Origin of the sequence: Rathayibacter sp. AY1C4 (genome assembly GCF_002932195.1) — a bacterium.
GTDB lineage: Bacteria > Actinomycetota > Actinomycetes > Actinomycetales > Microbacteriaceae > Rathayibacter.
The window spans coordinates 18,554-41,200 of record NZ_PSWE01000014.1 but is presented as its reverse complement, the minus strand read 5'-3'; the positions used below and the strand labels follow the sequence as shown (position 1 = coordinate 41,200).

The window sequence follows — 22,647 nt, the reverse complement described above, 5'->3', positions numbered from 1 at the left end:
GCCCCGCCGCCGCGGCGCTGTCGGCGGTCCGCCCTACGCTGAAGGGGCATCGGCGAGGGGAGCGGCATGGACGCCACGGCAGCAGGACACGGCGGAGAGCGCCCGCAGCTCGGGCACTTCCGCGCCCCCGACAGGGTCATCGCGCATCTGAGCGACACGCACCTGCTGGCCGACGGCGCTCCGCTCTACGGGAAGGTCGACACGGTCGCCCGCCTCGCGCAGGCGGTCGACCGGCTGGCCGAGCGCGGCGGACGCCTGGACGCGATCGTGGTGACCGGGGACGTCGCGGACCGCGGCGAGGAGGACGCCTACCGGCGCGTGCGCGAGCAGCTCGACCCCGTGGGCGAGCGGTTCGGCTGCCCGATCGTCTGGGTGATGGGCAACCACGACGAGCGCGGAGCGTTCCGGCGGGTGCTGCTCGGGCAGGACCCGGCGGGCGCGGGACCCGTGGACCAGGTCGTCGACCTCGGCGGGCTCCGGCTCATCGCGCTCGACAGCGCGGTGCCCGGCTTCCACCACGGCGACCTCACCGACGCCCAGCTGGCCTGGCTGAAGGACGAGCTCGCCGCACCGGCCCCGCTGGGGACGATCCTCGCCCTGCACCACCCTCCGCTGCCCACGCCGCTCGGCGCGATGACCGTGCTCGAGCTGCGGGGGATCGACCGCCTCGAGGAGGTGGTGCGCGGAACCGACGTCCGCGCGATCCTCGGCGGCCACCTGCACTACCCCACGGCTGCGACCTTCGCGGGCGTGCCCGTGCTCGTCGCCGGCGCCACCAGCTACACGATGGACCTCGGAGCGCCCGAGCGGGAGCTCGCCGGCGTCGACGGAGCGCAGAGCCTCTCGCTCGTCCACGTCCACCCGGAGACGGTGGCCGCCTCGTTCGTGCCGACGGCACCGGCCCCGATCGCGACGCGGTTCGGCACCGACCTGATCGAGCGGCTCGAGGGGCTCGACGAGCAGGGGCGCATCGACCTCTGGTCGCGGATTCCGGACGGATCATGACCGGCGAGACGCTCGCCGACTCGGTCGAGCACTTCCTCCGGTACGTCCTCGATGAGCGGTCCCTCTCGCCCGCCACCGCGAAGGGCTACCGCTCCGACCTGGCGCGCCTGATCGCCCACACGGAGGAGAAGGGGCGGCTCCTCACCGCCGAGCTCGACCTCGAGCTGCTGCGCGACTGGCTCTGGCGAGAGTCGGAGTCGGGGATCGCCCGCGCGACCCTCGCCCGGCGCACCGCGGCCGTCCGCTCCTTCTCCTCCTGGGCGCATCGGACCGAGCGGCTCCCCGTCGACGTCGCCGCACGCCTCAAGACGCCCAAGTCGGGACGGACACTGCCGCGGGTCCTCACGCTCCCGCAGGCGGAACAGGTGCTCGACACGGTCGCGGCGCGAGGCGCGACCGATGACCCGGTGGCGCTGCGGGACCTCGCGATCGTCGAGCTGCTCTATGCCTCCGGCATCCGCGTCTCCGAGCTGGTCGCCGTCGACCTGGGCGACGTCGATCTCGGCCGGCTCACCGTGCTCGTCACCGGCAAGGGCGCCAAGCAGCGGGTCGTCCCGTTCGGCGTCCCCGCGAAGGAGGCGCTCGTCGACTACCTGGAGCGCGCCCGACCCTCTCTCGCCACCGGCGACGGGAGCGGGGCCCTGCTGCTGGGACGGCGGGGCGCGCGCCTCACGCCGCGCACGGTCTACGGCGTGGTGGCGAGGCTCCTCGACGGCGGGCAGGGCTCCGGACCGTCCGGTCCGCACACCCTCCGCCACACCGCGGCGACCCATCTGCTCGACGGCGGAGCCGACCTCCGCGCCGTCCAGGAGCTGCTCGGCCACGCGAGCCTGGGCACCACGCAGATCTACACCCACGTCTCGACCGAGCGGATCCGCGACGCCTACCGCCTCGCCCACCCCCGCGCCTGACCGGACGCGCGAGTCGCTGGACGCACCCTTCCGCGCCACTCGCTGAACACCCTGCGCCATGTCGTCCATCGGCAGGAGCACCGCCCGGGGGATCCCGCCGAAGAACCGCATCGGCGAAACGTAGTCGCCACCCTCGCGGACGCCGAGGTGCACGCACCTCCCGTCGCAGTGGCCGCCCGCACCCACTGCTCCGACGGGCTGGCCCGCGGTGAGGACCTGCCCGGCCGTCACCGATCCGTCGACCGGCTCGACCGTCGAGACCAGACCGTCCGCGTGCACGATGCTCACCACGGACCGGTCGACCACCCTGCCCGAGAACGACACGGTACCCGCAGCGACGGCGACCACGGGCTGCCCGGCCGCTGCGGCGAGGTCGATCCCGCGGTGCCCGGGGGCGTAGCGGTGCGCTGGCGCGCCCCACGGCTCCACGACGGAGAAGCCCGCGACGGGGGAGGTCCACCGCGGGTCGGACCGGCCGGGGGACGAGGTGCCGGAGGGCGAGGCGCCGAGAGGCGCCCCGACGAGCAGAGCGGCGAGGGCGAACACGCCCGGGCGCAGGAGTCGGGATCGGAGCATGCGGCCACCCTCCTGGAGCCGGTCCGAGACCGGTGGTCGGCCGAGCGGATCAGGGGAGGAGAGCGCGACGGGCCCGGCTGTGGAGGGAGGACATCGGCCGGGGGAGAGCGCAACCCGTCCCGGCGGTGCCGCGGCGAGGAGTAACGTGCCGGTGATCCGGCTCGGGAGCGGCACCCCGCCCCCACCGGCGGCGAGAATCGGAGACGACCATGACCAGCGGACGATCTGACACGACCAGCGGGAGAGCGGACATCCCGAACCCCTCGGCGGCGAAGCTGAAGAGGAAGGTGATCGGCCTCGCGATCGCGGCGGCGGTCGGCGGCTTCCTCTTCGGCTTCGACTCGTCGGTGGTGAACGGTGCCGTGGAGGCGGTGCAGGGCGAGTTCCAGCTCTCGGCCGCCCTGATCGGCTTCGCCGTCGCCTCCGCGCTGCTCGGCTGTGCGCTCGGCGCGTACCTCGCTGGGCGCCTGGCCGACCGCTGGGGCCGCATCAAGGTCATGCTGCTCGGCGCCGGGCTCTTCTTCATCTCCTCCATCGGCGCCGGCGCGGCGTTCGCGGTCTGGGACCTCGTGCTCTGGCGCGTGGTCGGAGGCCTCGGCATCGGCATCGCCTCCGTGATCGCTCCGACCTACATCTCGGAGATCGCGCCCAAGGCCATCCGCGGAGCTCTCGCGTCGCTGCAGCAGCTGGCGATCACGCTCGGCATCTTCGCCGCCCTGCTCTCGGACACCCTCATCGCGAACGGCGCGGACGGCGCCTCCGAGCCCTTCTGGTTCGGCGTCGCCGCCTGGCGCTGGATGTTCATCGCCTGTGCCGTGCCTGCGGTCATCTACGGCCTCCTGGCCCTGACCCTGCCGGAATCGCCCCGCTACCTCGCGACCCGCGGCCGCTCCGAGGACGCCCGCGCGGTGCTCGCGACGGTCACGCCGCGCGACGAGGTCGACGAGGCGCTCGCGGACATCCAGAAGAAGATCGACGAGGACTCCGAGAACGCGAAGCGCTCCAGCCTCCGCGGTCCCGCCCTCGGCCTGCTCCCCGTGGTCTGGGTCGGCATCCTGCTGTCGGTGTTCCAGCAGTTCGTGGGCATCAACGTGATCTTCTACTACTCCACCTCGCTCTGGAGCGCGGTCGGATTCGACGAGTCCAACTCCTTCGCGATCTCGGTCTTCACCTCGGTCGTGAACGTCGTCGTCACCTTCGTGGCGATCTTCCTGGTCGACAAGGTCGGCCGGAAGCCGCTGCTGCTGGTCGGATCGGCCGGCATGGCCGTCTCGCTCGCACTGATGGCCATCGCCTTCAGCCAGTCGACGATCAGCGGAGAGGACGTCTCGCTGCCCGGCGAGTGGGGGCCGATCGCCCTCGTCTCGGCGAACGCGTTCGTCGTCTTCTTCGGCGCGACCTGGGGCCCGCTGGTGTGGGTCCTCCTCGGCGAGATCTTCCCGAACCGGATCCGAGCGGCCGCGCTCGGCCTGGCGGCCTCGGCCCAGTGGATCGCGAACTTCGCCATCACGGTGACGTTCCCGATCCTCTCGCAGGACGTCTCGCTCACCCTGGCCTACGGCCTCTACGCCGCCTTCGCGGCGATCTCGTTCGTGTTCGTCTTCATGTTCGTGCCCGAGACCAAGGGCCGCTCGCTGGAGGAGATGGACACCCTGCACATCCGCACCGTGATGAAGTCGGCGCGCAAGTAGCACCGGTCTTTTTGAGCCCCGACGGCCGCCCTCCCGCAGCAGCGGGGGAGGCGGCCGTCCTGGTGCTACACTCCACGGAGCACCTCGCTCGTCGGGGTGACTACGCGCGCCCATTCGGCCTCCGCTCCCCACGGTCCCTCTCCGCTCACGCGGCCGGGGCGGGAGTGCGCCGGGCGCCAGGGCGACGTGCCGACCGGCCGTCGCAGACAACCGAACGGGAGTTCGGCGCCGTCGTGCGCCCGGGCCCCGAGACAAGGAGAACGACTCATGGCAGTCGTCACCATGCGCCAGCTGCTCGACAGCGGCGTCCACTTCGGGCACCAGACCCGTCGCTGGAACCCCAAGATGAAGCGCTTCATCCTGACCGAGCGCTCGGGCAGCTACATCATCGACCTCCAGCAGTCGCTGGCCTACATCGACAAGACCTACGACTTCGTCAAGGAGACGGTCGCCCACGGCGGCACCATCCTCTTCGTCGGCACCAAGAAGCAGGCGCAGAACGCGATCTCGGAGCAGGCGACCCGCGTCGGCCAGCCCTACGTGAACCAGCGCTGGCTCGGCGGCCTCCTGACCAACTTCCAGACGGTCTCGAAGCGCCTCGCCCGCATGAAGGAGCTGGAGGAGCTCGACTTCGACGACACGTCGAAGAGCGGCTTCACCAAGAAGGAGCTCCTCATCAAGAAGCGCGAGCTCGACAAGCTGCACAAGTCGCTCGGCGGCATCCGCAACCTCTCGAAGACGCCGTCGGCCCTCTGGGTCGTCGACACCAAGAAGGAGCACCTCGCGATCGACGAGGCCAAGAAGCTGGGCATCCCGGTCATCGGCATCCTCGACACGAACTGCGACCCGGACGAGGTCCAGTACCCGATCCCGGGCAACGACGACGCAATCCGCTCGGTGAGCCTGCTCACCCGCATCGTCGCCGATGCCGCGGCCGAGGGCCTCATCCAGCGCCACCAGAAGCCCGAGGCCGAGGGCAACGTCTCCGCCGTCGAGCCGCTGGCCGAGTGGGAGCAGGAGCTGCTCTCCACCGGTGCGCCCGCCGCCGACGTGCAGGAGCCGAACGAGCAGGCCGGCGCGGAGACCGAGAAGGTCGCCGACGCCGAGGCCGAGACCGCCGATGAGGCCGTCGTCGAGGCCGAGACCCCCGCCGCGGAGGAGGCCCCCGAGGCCGACGCCGCCGCGACCTCGACCGACGAGACCTCGACCGACGAGACCGCCACCGCCTGACACCCCGTTCCGTGACGGGGGTCGGACGCCGCACCCGCGGTCGTCCGGCCCCCGCTCGGTCGGTGCACGTTCACCACGAGTAAGAACCGCCGTCACCTCGGCGTGCTGGGCTCCTCCCGTGAGCCCGCCGCCGCGAGTGACGGCGCCACAGGGTTTCCGAACCAAGAGGAGTTCCGAGAACATGGCAAATTTCAGCCTCGCTGACGTCAAGACGCTGCGCGAGCAGCTCGGTACCGGCATGGTCGACACGAAGAACGCGCTCGTCGAGGCCGACGGCGACCTGGACAAGGCGGTCGAGATCCTCCGCCTCAAGGGCGCCAAGGGCAACGCGAAGCGCGCCGACCGCTCCACGAGCGAGGGCCTCGTCGCCGCCGCCGAGAAGGACGGCGTCGCCACGATGATCGAGCTCGCGTGCGAGACCGACTTCGTCGCCAAGGGCACGAAGTTCATCGCCCTCGCCGACGCCGTGCTCGCCGCGGTCGTCGCCGCCGGCTCCACCACGGTCGAGGAGGCCCTCGCGGCCCCCGCCGACGGCAAGACCGTCGCCGACCTCATCAACGACGAGGCCGCGATCCTCGGCGAGAAGGTGGAGCTGCGCCGCGTGGCCTCGGTCTCGGGCGAGCACTTCGCGATCTACCTCCACAAGACGAACAAGGACCTGCCCCCGCAGGTCGGCGTGGTCGTCGGCTACGCGGGTGAGGACGCCGAGACCGCGCGCTCCGTCGCCCAGCACATCTCGTTCGCGAACCCGTCCTACCTCTCGCGCGAGGACGTGCCGCAGTCCGAGGTCGACAACGAGCGCCGCATCGTCGAGGAGATCTCGCGCGGCGAGGGCAAGCCCGAGGCCGCCCTGCCGAAGATCATCGAGGGACGCGTGAACGCGTACTTCAAGCAGGTCGCCCTGCTCGACCAGGACTACGCGAAGGACAACAAGCTGTCCGTCAGCAAGGTCCTGAGCGACGCGGGCCTGACCGTGTCGGGCTTCGCCCGTTTCAAGGTCGGCGCCTAACAGCACTGCAGGAGGGAGTCCGGGTCGTTCAGTCGACCCGGGCTCCCTTCGCTCTGCCCGGGGCGGTCCCGGGCGTGGTCGCGGGGCCCGCTCCGCGCGGGATAGGTTTGTACGGGTCTACGGGAGGAAACGTCCATGACGGAGACGGATGCGATGACGACGGGCAAGCGCCGCAGGGTGCTTCTGAAGCTGTCGGGGGAGGCGTTCGGAGCCGGCACGCTCGGCGTGAACCCGGACGTGATCAGCGCCCTGGCGCGCGAGATCGCCGATGCCGCGACCGAGGTGGAGATCTCGGTGGTCGTCGGCGGCGGCAACTTCTTCCGCGGAGCCGAGCTCTCGCAGCGCGGCATGGACCGCGGCCGGGCCGACTACATGGGGATGCTGGGCACGGTGATGAACGCCCTCGCCCTTCAGGACTTCCTCGAGCAGGCGGGCGCCGAGACGCGCGTGCAGTCCGCGATCGCGATGACGCAGGTCGCGGAGCCCTACATCCCCCGCCGGGCGATCCGGCACATGGAGAAGGGCCGCGTCGTCATCTTCGGCGCCGGCGCCGGACTCCCGTACTTCTCGACCGACACGGTCGCCGCGCAGCGCGCGCTCGAAACGCACGCCGACGTGGTCCTCGTCGCCAAGAACGGCGTGGACGGCGTGTACGACGCCGACCCGCGGACGAACCCCGACGCGAAGAAGCTCGACGCACTGACCTACCAGGAGGCGCTCCAGCGGGGCCTCAAGGTGGTCGACTCCACCGCGTTCAGCCTCTGCATGGACAACGGCATGCCGATGCAGGTCTTCGGCATGGAGCCCTCGGGCAACGTCGCGAAGGCCATCCGCGGCGCCGAGCTCGGCACGCTCGTCTCGAACTAGACTGACCACTTCCCTCTCTTAAGGAGCTCCCTGTGATCTCGGATGTACTGGCCGACGCGAAGACCAAGATGGGCAAGGCCGTCGAGGTCGCCAAGGAGGACTTCTCCACGGTCCGCACCGGACGCGCGAACCCCGGCATGTTCCAGAAGGTGCTGGTGAGCTACTACGGCACCCCGACGCCGCTGTCGCAGCTCGCCTCGATGCAGAACCAGGAGGCCCGCACGCTCGTCCTGACGCCCTACGACAAGGGCTCGCTCCGCGACATCGAGCAGGCCATCCGGGACATGCCGAACCTCGGCGCGAACCCGACCAACGACGGCACGATCATCCGGGTGACCCTGCCGGAGCTCACCGCCGAGCGCCGCAAGGAGTTCGTCAAGATCGTCCGCACCAAGGCCGAGGACGCCAAGATCGCGGTGCGCAACATCCGCCGCAAGGGCAAGGACGACCTCGACGCGCTGAAGGGCGACATCGGCGACGACGAGCTCTCCCGCGGCGAGAAGGAGCTCGAGGCGCTCACGAAGCAGCACGTCGACGCGATCGACGAGGCGCTCAAGCGCAAGGAATCCGAACTGCTCGAGGTGTAGCGGTGCCCGAGATCCCCGAAGGACCCGAGGGCGGCGAGAAGAGACCGTCTCCGCACGTCCCTGGTGCCCGGGGATCCCGGATGGTCACCCGCGACGCACTGCGTGCGCGCGCCCAGCAGGGCCGGGCCGACGTCGAGCGCCAGCTCGAGGCGACCCGCGCCCAGCTCGAGGCGACGAACGACCGTCTCACCGCGCGCTCGGGCCGGAACCTCGTGTCGGCGACCGCGATCGGACTCCTCGGCGGCGGCGCGATGGTCGTCAGCCTCCTCCTGGTCAAGGAGCTCTTCATGGTGCTCGCGGGGGTGGTGGTGCTGCTCGCGGCGCTGGAGCTCTCGAACGCCCTGCGCCACGCCGGTCGCGACATCCCGCGCATCCCGACCGGGATCGTGGCGGTCGTCGCCGTGCCGGCCGCCTACTACGGCGGCCTCGGCGCCGCGTGGGCCACGGTCCTCGGCGGATCCGTCCTCGTCGGCCTCTGGCGGCTGGGGGAGCAGCTCTTCCGGCGCACCGCCTCCAGCCGGAGGGACCTCGCCCTCGACATCGGCCTCGGCGCGTTCGTCCAGGGCTACACGACCTTCCTCGGCGCCTTCGCGATCCGTCTCGTCGCCGAGCCCGGCGGCCAGCTCTGGGCGTTCGCGTTCCTGGTGCTCGTGATCGTCGTCGACACCGGCGCCTACGTGAGCGGACTCACCTGGGGCAAGCACCCGATGGCACCGCGGATCAGCCCGAAGAAGACCTGGGAGGGGTTCGCCGGTGCGGCCGTCGCGGGGATCGTCGTCGGCGTCCTGCTCGCCCTGCTGATGCTCGGCCAGCCCTGGTGGGTCGGTGCGGTGTTCGGGGCCGTGGTGCTGCTCACCGCGACGCTCGGCGACCTCGCCGAGTCGCTGATCAAGCGCGACATCGGCATCAAGGACATGAGCTCCTGGCTGCCCGGCCACGGAGGAGTCCTCGACCGGCTGGACTCGATCCTGCCGTCGGCCGCAGCAGCCTACGTGCTGTACTTCCTCTTCGCCCACTGAGCGCACGCCTCACCGGGGCGTGCCGATTCCGCTCCCGGCGCGCGGCTTGGCATGATGTCGGGATGACCGCTCCCTTCCCCCGAGCCCGCGAGTCCCGTCCCGGCTACGACACGGCCGAGGTCGACTCCTTCCTCGCGTCGGCGCGCGAGGCCTACTCGCAGCTCTCCGGGGGACCGGCGGACCTCCGCGCCGCCGACCTGCGCCACACCGCGTTCACCCTGCGCAAGGGCGGCTACTCCGCGCCCCACGTCGATGCGGCGCTCGAGCGCCTCGAGGACGCCTTCGCCCTGCGGGAGCGCCAGTACGCGATCGCGGCCCGGGGCGAGGAGGCGTGGCTCGCGGACGCGCGGTCGACCGCCCAGGAGATCGTGAACCGGCTGGCCCGCGCTCCCCGCGAGCGGTTCACCCGGGCCGGCGCTCTCACGACGGGCTACAACATCCGCCAGGTCGACGCCTTCGCCGACCGGATCTCCGGGTACTTCCGCGACGGATCGGTGCTGACCGTGGACGACGTGCGGACCGTCTCCTTCGCCCCGCAGCGCGGCGGGTACGCCGAGGCGCAGGTCGACCTGCTGCTCGACACGGTCGTCGATGTGATGCTGGCGGTCCGCTGACCGGAGCCGGATCTGCTGGCCGATCAGGTCATCGTCCGTTATGCTTTCGTAATCGTGGCTCAGCATCCTCAGACCTCCGTCGCCCACACGCCCGCGAACCGCACCAGCGGTCGCCCGGCGGTCCCGCACCAGACCCCGGTGCGGCGCTCCTGGGCTCGGATCCCGGTGACGGTGCTGGCCTTCACGGCGTCGATCGCGTTCGCCATGGTGAACGTCGTCGATCCGTCCAGCGGCGCGGTCGCCTCCCCCTACTACCAGGCCCCGGCGCGCTTCAACGGCGACTCCGCGCAGCGGCTCGTCGTCGCGGACGCCGTCGAGCGGACCGTCCAGCGCGACTCGTTCGGCGCCGAGGCGAAGCCGACGCCCACTCCGACCCCGACGCCCACTCCGACCGAGACTCAGACCGCTTCCGCGACCGTCGACGAGGAGGAGTCGGGCTCCGCCGAGGCCGAGACCGCCGCTCCCGTCCAGCGCGCCGCCGCTCCGGATCCCGGATCCGCGAAGGCGATCGCGTACGACATGATCGTGCAGCGCGGCTGGGCCGACAGCGAGTACGACTGCCTCGTCCTCCTCTGGAACCGCGAGTCCGGCTGGAACGTCTACGCCGAGAACAAGTCCAGCGGTGCCTACGGCATCCCGCAGGCACTCCCCGGCAGCAAGATGGCGTCGGCCGGCTCCGACTGGGCGACCAACGCGAGCACCCAGATCACCTGGGGCCTCGGCTACATCTCCGGCCGCTACGGCTCGCCCTGCGGTGCCTGGGCCCACTCCGAATCGGTCGGCTGGTACTGATCGTTCCCCTCCGCTCGGCACCGCGTCCGGCGGGCTGAGGCTCTCGCTACCCTGGTGCCGTGGATTACGCGCTGCTCGGGGTCGTCGGGATCATCACGGTCGTCACCGTCGCGCGGTTCTCGAGCCGCCTCGGGATCGCCGCACCGCTGCTCCTGGTCGTCATCGGTATCGGCGCGTCCTACCTCCCCGGGGTCCCGGACATCGAGGTCGAGCCTGAGCTGATCCTCGCGGGCGTGCTGCCGCCGCTGCTGTACTCGGCCGCGATCCAGGTGCCCCTCACCGACTTCCGGCGGAACCTGCGCTCGATCTTCGGGCTCTCGGTGCTGCTGGTCGTCGTGACCGCCCTCGTGGTGGGCGGCTTCCTCTACCTCGTGTTCCCCGATCTGAGCCTGCCCGCAGCGATCGCTCTGGGCGCCGTCGTGAGCCCGACCGACGCGGTGGCCGCGACCTCGATCGGCAAGAAGCTCGGACTCCCGCCCCGCCTGGTGACGGTGCTCGAGGGCGAGAGCCTCGTGAACGACGCGTCGGCGCTGGTGCTGCTGCGCGCCGCGACGGCTGCGGCGGCCGTGGTCGGCGCCTCCGTCACGACCGACGCGATCGACGTGGGCGAGGTGGGGGTCCTCTTCGTCTACTCCGTCCTGATGGCGATCGTCCTCGGACTGGTGATGGGCGTGCTCACCGTCTTCGTGCGCTCGAAGCTGCGGGACCCGGTGCTCGACACCGCCGTGTCCTTCGCCGTGCCGTTCCTGGCCTACATCCCGGCCGAGGAGCTGGGCGCGTCCGGGGTGCTCGCCGTCGTGGTCACCGGGATCTACACGGGGCACAACAGCGCGCGCTTCCTCTCGCCGCAGTCGCGGATCAGCGAGCGGGTGAACTGGCGGACGGCGCAGTTCCTGCTCGAGAACGGCGTCTTCCTGCTCATGGGCGCCGAGATCAAGGCGATCGTCTCCGGGGTCGTGGACCCGGGCGAGTTCGGAGTGGGCACCGCGGTGCTGCTGGGTCTGGCCACCGTGGTCATCCTGATCGTGCTGCGGGCCCTCTTCGTGTGGCCGCTGCTCCTGTGGCTGCGCAGCTCCGGTCGGCGGGCGGAGCGGATCAACCGGCGGCTGGCGGTGGGCCTCATGCGACTGCGCAACAGCGCCACCAGCGATGAGCGCTTCCGGCGGCGGCAGGTGAGAGCGGAGCGGCTCTACCTCCGGCGCGAGACCGACCTGGCCGCGACCGCGAGCGAGGCGTTCGGCTGGCGCGGCGGAGTCGTCCTGTCCTGGTCCGGGATGCGCGGCGTGGTCACGCTCGCCGCGGCCCAGTCGCTGCCGGACGAGACTCCCTACCGCTCCCAGCTGATCCTGATCGCCTTCACCGTCGCCGTCGTGACGCTGCTCCTGCAGGGTGCGACGCTCCCCGCGCTGATCCGGCTCACCGGCATCCAGGGCACCGACGGAGAAACCGACCGCCGCGAGCTCGCGACGCTGCTCGACGAGGTCGCGGCCACGGGCATCCAGGCCCTCCCCGAGGCGGTGGCGGAGCTGCCCGACGGCGAGGCGGGCGAGCGCGTCCTCGAGCGCGTGCGCCGCGACACTCTGACCCGCTCGCAGGTGGCGTGGGAACAGGTCGGCCGCGCGGAGGATGCGCCCCTCGGCCCGCACGCGCAGTACCTGCGGCTGCGCCGAGCGGTCCTGCTCGCCGAGCGGGAGGCACTGCTGGACGCCCGGGGGCGCGGGGTCTACTCCTCGCGGACGCTGCGGCGGGCGCAGCTGATGCTCGACGCCGAGGAGACCCGGCTCGAGATGGACGACAGCTCCCACTGACGGGAGGGGCCCGGCGGCGGCCTCCTAGACTGGGGAGATGCCGCGCAGCAACAGACCCCGGGGCGGCCGCCGTGACGACGACGACGAGCAGCGCGACCTCTCGCAGATGCTCGCCGGCTTCCGGCGCACCGAGTCGCACGCCGGCCGGGAGTGGAACGTCCAGCCCGTCTCCGCAGCGCGGGCCGTGAAGAACTACCTCTGCCCGGGCTGCGGGCTCACCATCGACATCGGCCAGCCGCATCTGGTCACCTGGCGGGCCGACGGCGCGCTCGGCGACGCGGCCGACCTGGCCGGCCGCCGCCACTGGCACACGCACTGCTGGAGAATCCGAGGAGCACGATGACCCACGAGATCCGCGGAGGCGTCGTCCTCCCCGCCCGCCGCGAGGACGTCGAGCTGCACACCTCCGACGGCCTGACCCTGGTGGGGGAGCTCGCGCTGCCCCTGGAGCACGAGCCGGTCGCGACCCTGGTCACCCTGCATCCGCTGCCCACCCACGGCGGCTTCATGGACTCGCACATCCTGCGGAAGGCCGCCGCCCGGCTGCCCGCGCTCGCCGACCTGGCGGTCCTCCGCTTCAACACCCGCGGCACCGCGTCGCCGCGCGGCACGAGCGAGGGCGCGTTCGGACACGGCATCGAGGAGCGCGCCGACGTCGCCGCAGCCCTGGCCCTCGTCGCGGACCGCGGACTGCCGCACCCCTGGCTGGTCGGCTGGTCCTTCGGCACCGAGCTCGCGCTGAAGTGGGGGAGGGAGCACCCCGTCGAGGGAGCGATCCTGCTCTCGCCGCCGCTGCACCGCACGAGCGCGGAGGAGGTCGCCGCCTGGGGCGAGGACGGCCGCCCGCTCGTGGCGCTCGTCCCGGAGTTCGACGACTACCTGCGGCCGGAGGCGGCCGCCGAGCGCTTCGCGAGCGTGCCGCAGCTGGACCTCGTCGCTGTGGAGGGCGGGAAGCACCTCTGGGTCGGCGAGGCGCAGACCCGGCGCGTCCTCGACGAGATCGTGCGCGTGGTCGCGCCCGCCTCGTCCCCGCTGCCGACGGAGTGGGCGGGCGAGCTCGGCTGAGCCCGCCCGCCCAGCGACCGCCTAGCGGCCGGACGAGCCGCCGTCGGAGCCGCTGCCGTCAGGGCCGCTGCCGTCGGAGCCGTCGCCGTCGCTGTCGTCCGCGAGTCCGTCGACGTGGCCGATGAGCCCGCGCAGTCCCGACACGTAGCCGGCGATCGCGTCGCGCTCGGTGCGGATCTCGTCGAGGCGCCGCTCGGCGGTGTCCATCAGCTCGCGGCTGCGGCGCTCCGCGTCCGCGACGAGCTTCTGCGCCTGGTCGCGCGCGTCGTCGAGGAGGGCGTCGGAGTCGTCCTGGGCCTTCCGGCGCAGTCGCGTCGTGTCGTCGAGGGCGTCGCTGCGGAGGGCGTCCGCCTCGAGGCGCTTGTCGTTCGCGCGTCGGATGGCGTCGGCGAGCTGCAGGTTCGACTCGTCGAGGTAGCGCTGGGTCTGCGCGACGGCCTCCTGGTGGCGGAGCAGGTCGTCGCGGTCGGCCTCCTCGCGGCGCGCGGCGAGCTCGACCACCAGGTCGATCCGGGCCTGCTCGACCTCGCGCGAGAGCGCAGCGGCCTCGTCGGCGGACGCGGCGCGCAGGCCCGCCAGCTCGGCGTCGAGCACGGCGACGGCCTCGGCGCGCTCCTGGGTGAGCCGGGTGCGCTGGTCGGCGATCTCGCGCGCGCCCTCGGCGCGGACTGCGGCGACCTCGGCGTCGAGCGCGGCGCGGGTCGAGAGCACCTCGGCCTCGACCGCCGCGCGCGCCTGGGCGACCTCGGCCTCGACGGCCGCCCGGAGCCGGTCCACCTCGGAGGCGACCTCGGCCCGCAGGAGCTCGTTGGCCTGGGCGAGGCGGGCGGCCTCGGCGCGGGCGACCTCGATCTCGCGGGCGGCGACGGCGCGCATCTCCGCGGCCTCGCGCTCGGCCTCGGAGCGGATCGCGGCGGCCTCGCGCTTCGCGGTGGCGCGGGTCTCGGCGGCCTCGGTCGCCACGGTGCCGCGGATCGCGGCGGCCTCGCGGACGGCGTCCTGCGTCATCACGTCGCGGTCGTCGGCGGCCTTGCCGAGCGTCGCCGCGGCCTGCGCCTCGGACTCGTCGCGGGTCCGGTCCGCACGGCGGCGCGCCTCGGTCACCAGGCGCTCGGCCTCGTCGCGCGCCTCCTGGAGGATGCGGTCGCCGTCGTCGCGGGTGGAGCGGCGGAGGGCGGAGGCGTCGTTCTCGGCCTGGGCGATGATCCGCTCGGACTGCTCCTCGGCCACGCGCAGGGTGTGCTCGAGCTTGGCGCCCAGGCCGGCGTAGGTGGGAGTGCCGACCTGCTGCAGCTCCTTCTCGAGGCCCTCGATCCGGGAGGAGAGGCGCTTCACCTCGCGGCCGCTCTCGGCCGCCTGGGTGTTCGAGTGGATGAGCTCGCGGCGCAGGCCCTGGACGGCCTTGTCGACCTCGTCCCGGTCGTAGCCACGGAACACCTGGGTGAATTCGGCCTCGTCGTTCGCCACGTCGTCTCCTTCAGAGCAGGACCGCGGTGGGGCTCGCGGCACTGGGAAAGTGTATTCAGCAGGGAGGCCGCGGCCGGGGCGACACCCGCACCGCGCGCCGCTCGGGCCGCACTCTCGGCTTCTCCCGGGCATCGGAGCGAGGGCATCGGCTATCGTGGACTGTCTTTGTCTGTTGCCGTCGCGCCCCGGTCCGGCTGCGTACCCCGAGCCGGCCCCGGCCGTCACCCCGATCCGGCAACGCAGGAGGAGTTCTTTCGTGCGGTTCGTCTTCGCCATCATCGCCACCGTCATCGCTGCCGCGATGATCGTGCTCGGCATCGGTCAGCGGACGGTCTGGGCTCCTCCGGAGTCCCTCACCGCCGAGACCGCGCTCGACTCCTCCGCTCCCTACGCGGTGATCGACGGCAGCACCCTGGGCGCCAACCCGGGACGCCAGACGATCACGGTCGAGGGCAGCGGCGACCTCGTCGTCGCCTACGCCCGGACCTCCGACGTGCTGGGCTGGGTGGGCGGCTCGAGCTACGACGCCATCGGCTACGAGCGCGCCGACGACACCCTCACCTCCGCGGAGGAGACGGGCGAGCGCGTCCAGCTCTCCTCCGACGTCGAGACCGCCGACGCGGCGGTCGTCGATCCGCGCGGCTCCGACCTCTGGCTCGAGGAGTTCGAGGGGAGCGGCAGCGTGACCCTCGCGCTCGACGTGCCGGAGGACGTCTCCATCCTCATCGCGAGCGACGGCACCGCGCCGGCAGCCGACTCCGTGCGCGTCAGCTGGCCCGTGGACACCGCGACGCCCCTCGCCGGTCCGCTGCTGCTCGGAGGAGCCGTGTTCCTCCTCCTCGGCCTCGTCCTCTACATCTGGGCCTTCGTCCACCTGCGCCGCCAGCACGGCCCGCGCCGGAAGGGACCGCAGGGTCGGATCCCCCGCGGTGCCCGCCGCCCCCGGCCGCGTGCCGGGATCCAGGCCTCCACGGCGTCGCCGGCGCCCTCGCGCCGCCGGGCCGCCCTGGTGCTGCCCGTCGTCCTCGGGACGACGGTCCTCCTCTCCGGCTGCAGCTCCGACTACTGGCCGGATCTCGCCGCGGGCGCGAGCGAGGCGCCGACCGCGTCCGCCACGGCGACCGCGGGGGCAGAGCCGGTCTCGGCCGAGCCGACCCCCGTGGTCACCACGCAGCAGGCGGAGGCCGTCGTCGCCGAGGTCGCCGATGTCGCGTCGCGCGCCGACGCCGCCCGGGACGCCGGGATCCTCGCCGAGCGCTTCCAGGGCGAGGCGCTCACCGAGCGCACCACCAACTACGACGTCGTCGCCAAGGGCGGGACGATCGACCCGCCGCAGACGATCCCGGCCTCCCCGGTGAGCCTGGTGCTCCCGCAGGACACGGAGTCGTGGCCGCGCCTGGTGACCGCCGTCGTGCAGAACTCGACGGACTCCACCCAGGCCCCGATCGCGCTGATGATGAGCCAGGCGAGCCCGCGCGTCGACTACAAGGTCGACTACGCCATCTCGCTCGAGGCCAACGCGCGCATCCCCGACGTCGCGCCCGTCACCGTCGGCACGTCGATCGTGGCGCCCGACTCGCGCCTGATGAAGCTCGCCCCGCAGACCGTCGGCTCCGCGTACGCGGACGTGCTCGCCAACGGCGACTCGAGCCAGTACGCCGAGCTCTTCGCGGCCGACGGCGACACCCTCCGGGGGCAGGTCGGCGTCGACAAGAAGAACGCCGACCGCGAGGCGCTGCCGGACACCGCTTCGATCGAGTTCTCGAACGCCGCCGGCACGTCGCCGACGATCGCGCTCGCGACGAACGACTCGGGGGCCCTCGTCGCGGCGAGCATCGCCGAGACGTCGACCGTCCGCCCCACTGCCGAGGGCTCGACCGTCTCGACCTCCGGCGCCTCGCAGACCCTGCTGGGCACGGACAAGTCGACGACCGGCATCGAGACCACCTACGGATACCAACTGCTGTTCTACGTACCGCCCGTCGGATCGGAGGAGAAGATCGTGATGCTCGGATGGAGCCAGGGACTCGTCTCGGTGGTGCAGCTGCCGTGAGCACCGTCCCGCCCCTGCCCGGAAACCTCCGCGGCGCCGTCGACCTCTCGTCGCTGGTGAACCGCCGCACCCCGCCCGCCGCCTCCGCCGGCGCCCCGGCCGCGCCCGCCGCTCCCGGAGGCGCGCCCGGCGCGAATCCGCTGCTGCTGACCGCCGGCGACGCCGAGTTCGACCAGGTGGTCCAGCTCTCGTCGCGCGTGCCGGTGATCGTCGACCTGCGCGGCTCCTGGTCGGACCAGAGCCAGAGCATGACCGCGCTGCTCGAGAAGGTCGTCGTCTCGTACGCCGGCGCGTTCGTGCTCGTCGGGGTCGATGTGGAGTCGAGCCCGCAGCTGGCGCAGGCGTTCCAGGTGCAGTCCGTGCCGACGGTCGCCGCGATCATCGGCGGCCGCCCGGTGCCCCTGTTCAGCGGCCTCGTCGCCGAGGAGCAGCTGCGCGACCTGCTCGAGCAGGTCCTCCAGCTCGCCGCTCAGAACGGTGTGACGGGCACGGTGCCGGTGGAGGGAGCCGCTCCCGCCGAGGGCGCGGAGCCCGAGACGGAGCCGCTGCCGCCGCACCACCAGGAGGCCTACGACGCGATCGACCGGGGCGACTACGCCGCGGCGATCACCGAGTACGAGACCGCCATCGCGCAGAACCCGCGCGACGACCTCGCGGTCGCCGGTCTCGCTCAGGTGCGGCTGCTGGCCCGCCTCCAGGGCCGCACGCTCGACGACATCCGCTCGACCGCCGCGGCGGAGCCGTCGAACCTCGACGCGCAGCTCGCCGTCGCCGACCTCGACGTCTCGGGTGGCCACGTCGAGGACGCCTTCGACCGGCTGCTCTCGATGTTCCCGCGCCTCGACGCCGACGGGAAGGCCGCCGTCCGCGCGCGCCTCCTGGAGCTTTTCGAGATCGTCGGTCAGACCGACCCGCGCGTCAACAAGGCTCGGGCCCGGCTCACCGGCCTGCTCTACTGACGCCGGCCGGAACGCCGAGAGGCCGCCCGCTCGCGACGATCGTCGCGGCGGGCGGCCTCTTCCGTGCGGGGACCGATCAGTCGGCGGGTCGCAGGTAGAGCACGGCCAGCGGGGGCAGGACCAGCTCGGCGGAAGCCGGGCGGCCGGCCCACGGCTCCTCGCGAGCCTCGACCGCTCCGAAGTTCCCGACTCCGCTGCCGCCGTAGATCTCGGCGTCCGTGTTGACGAGCTCCTCCCAGCGGCCGGCCGTGGGCAGGCTCACGCGGTAGCCGTGCACGGGCGAGCCCGAGAAGTTGGCGATGACGGCGATCGGGCGACCCTCGCTGTCCTTGCGCAGGAACGAGACGACGTTGGCCGCCGCCGCGCCGCCGTCGATCCACTCGAAGCCCGACTGCTCGTGGTCGAGCTCCCAGAGCGACGGCGAGTCGCGGTACACGCGGTTCAGCTGACCGACGAGGCTCCAGAGACCGCGGTGGCTCGGCTGATCGAGGATCCACCAGTCCAGGCCCCGCTCCTCGCTCCACTCGGAGTACTGGCCGAACTCCTGGCCCATGAAGAGCAGCTGCTTACCGGGGTGGGCCCACATGAAGGCGAGGTAGGCGCGCACGTTCGCGAGCTGCTGCCAGTGGTCGCCCGGCATCTTCTGGATCAGCGAGCCCTTGCCGTGCACGACCTCGTCGTGGCTGATCGGCAGGACGAACTTCTCGCTGAAGGCGTAGACGAACGAGAAGGTGATCTCGCCCAGGTGGTACTGGCGCCAGAGCGGGTCGTTCGCCATGTAGTCGAGCGAGTCGTGCATCCAGCCCATGTTCCACTTGAGCCCGAAGCCGAGGCCGCCGGAGCTGGTGGGCTGGGTGACGCCGGGCCAGCTCGTCGACTCCTCGGCGATCATCATGATGCCGGGGTGCAGCTTGTAGGCCGTGGCGTTGACCTCCTGGAGGAAGGTGATCGCCTCGAGGTGCTCGCGTCCGCCGTACTGGTTCGGCAGCCACTCGCCCTCCTTGCGGGAGTAGTCGAGGTAGAGCATCGAGGCGACGGCGTCCACTCGCAGGGCGTCGACGTGGAACTCCTCGAGCCAGAACAGGGCGTTCGCGACGAGGAAGTTGCGCACCTGGGTGTGCCCGAAGTCGAAGACGTAGGTGCCCCAGTCCATCTGCTCACCGCGGCGCCAGTCCGGGTGCTCGTAGAGCGGCTCGCCGTCGAAGCGGGCGAGGGCGAAGTCGTCCTTGGGGAAGTGCCCGGGCACCCAGTCGACGATGACGCCGATGCCGGCCTGGTGCAGACGGTCGATCAGGTACTTGAGGTCGTCGGCCGTGCCGAAGCGGCTCGAGGCGGCGTAGTAGCCGGTGACCTGGTAGCCCCAGGAGCCGCCGAACGGGTGCTCGGCGAGCGGCATGAACTCCACGTGCGTGAAGCCGAGCTCGGTGACGTACTCGATCAGCGGGTCCGCGAGGTCGCGGTAGCCCAGTCCCGGACGCCAGGAGCCGAGGTGCATCTCGTAGACGCTGAGCGGCTGCGTGTGCGGATCGACCGAGGCTCGCTTCTCCATCCAGCCGGAGTCGCCCCACTGGTGGTGCGAGACGGGGACCTTCGAGGCGGTCGCAGGCGGCACCTCCGTGGCGCGGGCCATCGGGTCGGCCTTGCGGACCCAGTGGCCGTCGCGCGAGAGCAGGTCGAACTTGTAGGAGGCTCCGGGCTCGACGCCCGGGACGAAGATCTCCCAGACCCCGGTCGTCCCGAGGTTGCGGAGGGAGTGGCCCTCGCCGTTCCAGTCGTTGAAGTCGCCGACGACCCGAGCGGCCTGGGCGTGCGGGGCCCAGACGGCGAAGCTCGTGCCCCAGACCCCCTCGTGCTCGCGGTGGCGGGCACCGAGCGCCTCCCAGAGACGCTCGTGGCGGCCCTCGCCGATGAGGTAGAGGTCGAAGTCGCCGACCGTCTTCGAGAACCGGTAGGGGTCCTCCGCGGTCCACTCGCCGCCGCCGCCGTAGCGGGCCTCGACCGTGTACGCCTGCGGACCGAGGACGTGGAAGCCCTGCCAGATCCCGTCGCTGAGGTGGCTCAGCTCGACGCGGGCGCCGGTGGCGAGCACCACGGCGACCTTCTCGGCGAGCGGGCGGCGCACGCGGACGACCGTCACCGGGTCGGAGACGCCGGGGGCCGCGACGAGGTGCTGGCCCAGGACGTCGTGGGGGAGCGCGTTGCTGCCGGTGGCGAGCTGCTGCAGCACCCACTCCGGGATGTCGGGCAGCGCGATCGCCGCGGTGCCGTCGACGGGGCCCGAAGCGGTCGCGGGGTCCGCGGTCGTCTCGGCGGGGTCCGCGGTCGTCTCGGCAGGGCCGGCGGTCGTCTCGAAGGGCGCGGCGCTGTCGGCTGCGACGGAATCGGCGGCGTCCGTGTCGTCGGGCAGGTCGCCCTCGGCCCCGCTGCCGACCGGAGCGGACTCCGCGTCGTCGGCGTCGGGCTCGACGGTCACGGCGTCGTCGGCCGCGACCGGCTGAGGCGCCTCCGGGACCGTCTCGACCGCGTAGCTGCGCGCGTTCTCGCCGTCCGCTCCGGGGTGCTGTCGAGCGTCGGGCGCCGCGTCGGCGACGTGCGCGCCGTGGCCGGAGGTGGTCGCCGAGCTGGTGCCCGTCGTGGGGACCGTCTCGGCGTGCGCGCCGAGGCCCGCCTCCTCGGCCGGGCTCGTGCCCTCGGGGGTGGTTCCGCTCATCGCTCGTCCGCCTTCACGCTCAGGATGTGCACGGGCTCGACGAACGAGTCGAGCCGCACGTAGTCGTCGCTGCCCCAGGTCCAGACGGCGCCGGTGATCAGGTCCTCGACCTCGAAGGTCGCGCTCCAGTCGAGCCCGATCGCGGGCAGGTCGAGGTGGACCGTGGTCTCGCGGGCCGAGTGCGGGTCGGTGTTGACGACGACGATGATCGTGTCGTCGGTCCCGGTGCCCGTGAACGCGGCCTGCAGGTGCTTGGAGTAGACGAGGATCGCGTCGTCGTCGCTGCCGTGCACGTGCAGGTTCCGCAGCTGCCCGAGCGCGGGGTGCGAGCGCCGGATCTCGTTGAGACGCGTGATGTACGGCGCCAGCGAGCGGCCCGACTCCTCGGCGCCGGCCCAGTCGCGCGTCTTGTACTCGTACTTCTCGTTGTCGATGTTCTCCTCGGCGCCGGGGCGAGCGACGTTCTCGACCAGTTCGTAGCCGGCGTAGACCCCCCACAGCGGCGACGCGGTCGCGGCCAGGGCCGCCCGCACCTTGTACGCCGAGCGGCCGCCGTACTGGAGGTACTCGGTGAGGATGTCCGGAGTGTTCACGAAGAGGTTCGGCCGCATGTAGTCGGCCGTCTCGTGGGAGATGCTCGTGAAGAACTCGCCGAGCTCCTCCTTGGTGTTGCGCCAGGTGAAGTACGAGTACGACTGCTGGAAGCCGACCTTGCCGAGCGCGCGCATGATCGCGGGGCGGGTGAACGCCTCCGCGAGGAAGACGACCTCGGGGTGCTCGGCGTTGACCTCGTGGATGATCCACTCCCAGAAGTCGAGCGGCTTCGTGTGGGGGTTGTCGACGCGGAAGATCCGCACGCCCAGGTCGATCCAGTGCCGCAGGACCCGCAGCGACTCCTGACGGATGCCCTCGGGGTCGTTGTCGAAGTTGATCGGGTAGATGTCCTGGTACTTCTTCGGCGGGTTCTCGGCGTAGGCGATCGAGCCGTCGGGGAGCGTCGTGAACCACTCGGGGTGGCTGGTGACCCAGGGATGGTCGGGCGAGGCCTGCAGGGCGAAGTCGAGGGCGAGCTCGAGGCCCGCGGCCTCGACCGCGGCGTGGAAGGCGCGGAAGTCGTCCTCGGTGCCGAGGTCCGGGTGGATCGCGTCGTGGCCGCCCTCGGCCGAGCCGATCGCCCACGGCGAGCCGGGGTCGTTCTCGCCGGCGTCGAGCGTGTTGTTCGGGCCCTTGCGGAAGGAGCGGCCGATGGGGTGGATCGGCGGCAGGTAGAGCACGTCGAAGCCCATCGCGGCCACAGCGGGGAGGCGGTCGATCGCGGTGCGGAAGGATCCGCTGGTCACGGTCCCGTCCTCGTGGCGCACGGCGCCCTCGGAGCGGGGGAAGAACTCGTACCAGGCGCCGACGCCGGCGCGGGTGCGCTCGACGTGGATGGTGCGCGGCTCCGAGACGCTGGTGAGGCTCATCACCGGGCGGGCGTCGAGCGCGCCGTGGACGGCGGGATCGGTCGCCGCGGCGAGGCGCTCCTCGGCGCTCAGCGTGGTGTCGCCGACGCGGGCGGCGGTGTCGGAGAGCAGGCTGCGCTCGCCCTCGGGCCGCGAGGAGTCGTCGGCGCCGCTGCGCAGCAGGCCCTCGCCGATGGCGAAGGTGACGTCGATGTCCAGGCCGGCCGGGATCTTGACCTCGGCCGTGTGGAGCCAGGTCGCCCAGTCGTCGGCGTAGGCGCGGATGCGGTAGCTCCAATCGCCCTCCTCGTCGAGGGCCACGAGGCGCCCGTAGCGGTCGGTGCCGGTCGCGAGGAGCGACATGCGGTGCTCCGACTCGGCCCCGGACGGCGAGCGCAGCAGGAGGTCGACGCCGATGAGGTCGTGCCCCTCGCGGAAGGCCGTGGCAGCGAAGGGGACGACCTCGCCGACGAACGCCTTCGCGGGCCAGCGGTCGTCCTCGAGCCGCGGCTGCGGGTCGATGATCGGCAGGCGCTCGGCCCGGACGCGGTAGCCGCTCCCGGTCGTCGCGGTCGCCGGCGACGCGTGGGGTGCGTCCGCGGTCACCGGGGCGGCCGGTGCACTGTCGGCCGCGGGGGGAGCAGGAGTCGCCTCGGGGGCGGCGGCGGGCGCCGGAGCGGCCGTCTCGGGAGGCGCCGACGCCTCCTGGGGTGCGCGTCCGCGACCCGCTCGCCGTGCGTCCTTGCCGTTCTGAGCCTTGCCGAAAGGTATCTGAGCCACGTCACGACAGTAGCGACCGGCGGCGGCTCGCACACGACGGTTGCGCCCGCGCTCGGGCCTGT

The 22,647-nt window shown here is 72.3% G+C and carries 18 protein-coding genes and 1 pseudogene; 15 read left to right on the top strand and 4 right to left on the bottom strand.

What is annotated here, in order from left to right; genetic code table 11:
- The first annotated feature begins 66 nt into the window (after positions 1-66).
- Both C5C99_RS08925 and C5C99_RS08920 read left to right on the top strand, forming a co-directional pair.
- Complete coding sequence (locus tag C5C99_RS08925) at positions 67-1,005, top strand: phosphodiesterase (protein ID WP_104288325.1); 939 nt, start codon at positions 67-69, stop codon at positions 1,003-1,005.
- Complete coding sequence (locus C5C99_RS08920; protein WP_104288326.1) at positions 1,002-1,916, top strand: tyrosine recombinase XerC; 915 nt, start codon at positions 1,002-1,004, stop codon at positions 1,914-1,916. Before C5C99_RS08925 ends, C5C99_RS08920 begins: the two co-directional genes overlap by 4 nt.
- Positions 1,917-2,039: 123 nt before the next feature.
- Here the strand turns inward: C5C99_RS08920 and C5C99_RS17680 are convergent.
- Positions 2,040-2,492, bottom strand: a pseudogene (locus C5C99_RS17680) (murein hydrolase activator EnvC family protein); the annotation flags it as partial.
- Positions 2,493-2,701: 209 nt separating this feature from the next.
- Between C5C99_RS17680 and C5C99_RS08910 the strand changes: the two are divergent.
- From C5C99_RS08910 to C5C99_RS08860, 11 genes are all read left to right on the top strand, one after another.
- Positions 2,702-4,183: a sugar porter family MFS transporter gene (locus tag C5C99_RS08910; protein ID WP_104339955.1), complete on the top strand. Its 1,482-nt coding sequence runs from the start codon at positions 2,702-2,704 to the stop codon at positions 4,181-4,183.
- Positions 4,184-4,450: 267 nt separating this feature from the next.
- On the top strand, positions 4,451-5,413 hold the full coding sequence (rpsB, locus tag C5C99_RS08905; RefSeq protein WP_104232498.1) for a 30S ribosomal protein S2: 963 nt from the start codon (positions 4,451-4,453) through the stop codon (positions 5,411-5,413).
- A 181-nt stretch (positions 5,414-5,594) separates the two neighbouring features.
- Positions 5,595-6,422 carry a translation elongation factor Ts gene (gene tsf / locus C5C99_RS08900; protein ID WP_104223895.1) on the top strand — a complete coding sequence of 276 codons (828 nt, stop codon included), beginning with the start codon at positions 5,595-5,597 and terminating at the stop codon, positions 6,420-6,422.
- A 153-nt stretch (positions 6,423-6,575) separates the two neighbouring features.
- The gene (pyrH, locus tag C5C99_RS08895; protein WP_374952923.1) at positions 6,576-7,289 is read left to right on the top strand and encodes a UMP kinase; all 714 of its coding nucleotides are present in this window, start codon (positions 6,576-6,578) and stop codon (positions 7,287-7,289) included.
- Positions 7,290-7,321: 32 nt separating this feature from the next.
- Complete coding sequence (frr, locus tag C5C99_RS08890; RefSeq protein ID WP_104223893.1) at positions 7,322-7,876, top strand: ribosome recycling factor; 555 nt, start codon at positions 7,322-7,324, stop codon at positions 7,874-7,876.
- A gap of 80 nt (positions 7,877-7,956) precedes the next feature.
- On the top strand, positions 7,957-8,895 hold the full coding sequence (locus C5C99_RS08885; RefSeq protein WP_104232500.1) for a phosphatidate cytidylyltransferase: 939 nt from the start codon (positions 7,957-7,959) through the stop codon (positions 8,893-8,895).
- 62 nt (positions 8,896-8,957) lie between these two features.
- Positions 8,958-9,509: a DivIVA domain-containing protein gene (locus C5C99_RS08880; protein WP_104226865.1), complete on the top strand. Its 552-nt coding sequence runs from the start codon at positions 8,958-8,960 to the stop codon at positions 9,507-9,509.
- Positions 9,510-9,563: 54 nt separating this feature from the next.
- Positions 9,564-10,301, top strand: a complete 738-nt coding sequence (locus C5C99_RS08875; protein WP_244229431.1) for a lytic transglycosylase domain-containing protein — start codon at positions 9,564-9,566, stop codon at positions 10,299-10,301.
- Positions 10,302-10,360: 59 nt separating this feature from the next.
- Positions 10,361-12,109 (top strand): sodium:proton antiporter, encoded by a 1,749-nt coding sequence (locus tag C5C99_RS08870; protein ID WP_104339954.1) that lies wholly within the window; start codon positions 10,361-10,363, stop codon positions 12,107-12,109.
- 37 nt (positions 12,110-12,146) lie between these two features.
- On the top strand, positions 12,147-12,452 hold the full coding sequence (locus C5C99_RS08865) for a hypothetical protein (protein ID WP_181027199.1): 306 nt from the start codon (positions 12,147-12,149) through the stop codon (positions 12,450-12,452).
- Complete coding sequence (locus C5C99_RS08860) at positions 12,449-13,174, top strand: alpha/beta hydrolase (RefSeq protein WP_104260591.1); 726 nt, start codon at positions 12,449-12,451, stop codon at positions 13,172-13,174. The genes C5C99_RS08865 and C5C99_RS08860 overlap by 4 nt, the downstream gene beginning before the upstream one ends.
- Positions 13,175-13,195: 21 nt before the next feature.
- Here C5C99_RS08860 and C5C99_RS08855 read toward each other — a convergent pair whose 3' ends face one another.
- The gene (locus tag C5C99_RS08855; RefSeq protein ID WP_104339953.1) at positions 13,196-14,641 is read right to left on the bottom strand and encodes a DivIVA domain-containing protein; all 1,446 of its coding nucleotides are present in this window, start codon (positions 14,639-14,641) and stop codon (positions 13,196-13,198) included.
- A gap of 256 nt (positions 14,642-14,897) precedes the next feature.
- On the opposite strand from C5C99_RS08855, the gene C5C99_RS08850 reads away from it, so the two are divergent.
- Together C5C99_RS08850 and C5C99_RS08845 are read left to right on the top strand one after the other, a co-directional pair.
- Positions 14,898-16,694, top strand: coding sequence for a hypothetical protein (locus tag C5C99_RS08850; RefSeq protein ID WP_104338633.1), 1,797 nt, complete (start codon positions 14,898-14,900; stop codon positions 16,692-16,694).
- Positions 16,691-17,653 (top strand): tetratricopeptide repeat protein, encoded by a 963-nt coding sequence (locus C5C99_RS08845; RefSeq protein ID WP_104260593.1) that lies wholly within the window; start codon positions 16,691-16,693, stop codon positions 17,651-17,653. Before C5C99_RS08850 ends, C5C99_RS08845 begins: the two co-directional genes overlap by 4 nt.
- Before the next feature lie 76 nt (positions 17,654-17,729).
- On the opposite strand, the gene glgB is transcribed toward C5C99_RS08845, so the two are convergent.
- Both glgB and C5C99_RS08835 read right to left on the bottom strand, forming a co-directional pair.
- Positions 17,730-20,363: a 1,4-alpha-glucan branching protein GlgB gene (gene glgB / locus C5C99_RS08840; RefSeq protein ID WP_104339952.1), complete on the bottom strand. Its 2,634-nt coding sequence runs from the start codon at positions 20,361-20,363 to the stop codon at positions 17,730-17,732.
- On the bottom strand, positions 20,360-22,330 hold the full coding sequence (locus tag C5C99_RS08835) for an alpha-1,4-glucan--maltose-1-phosphate maltosyltransferase (protein WP_258063673.1): 1,971 nt from the start codon (positions 22,328-22,330) through the stop codon (positions 20,360-20,362). Before C5C99_RS08835 ends, glgB begins: the two co-directional genes overlap by 4 nt.
- Between the last annotated feature and the right edge of the window lie 317 nt (positions 22,331-22,647).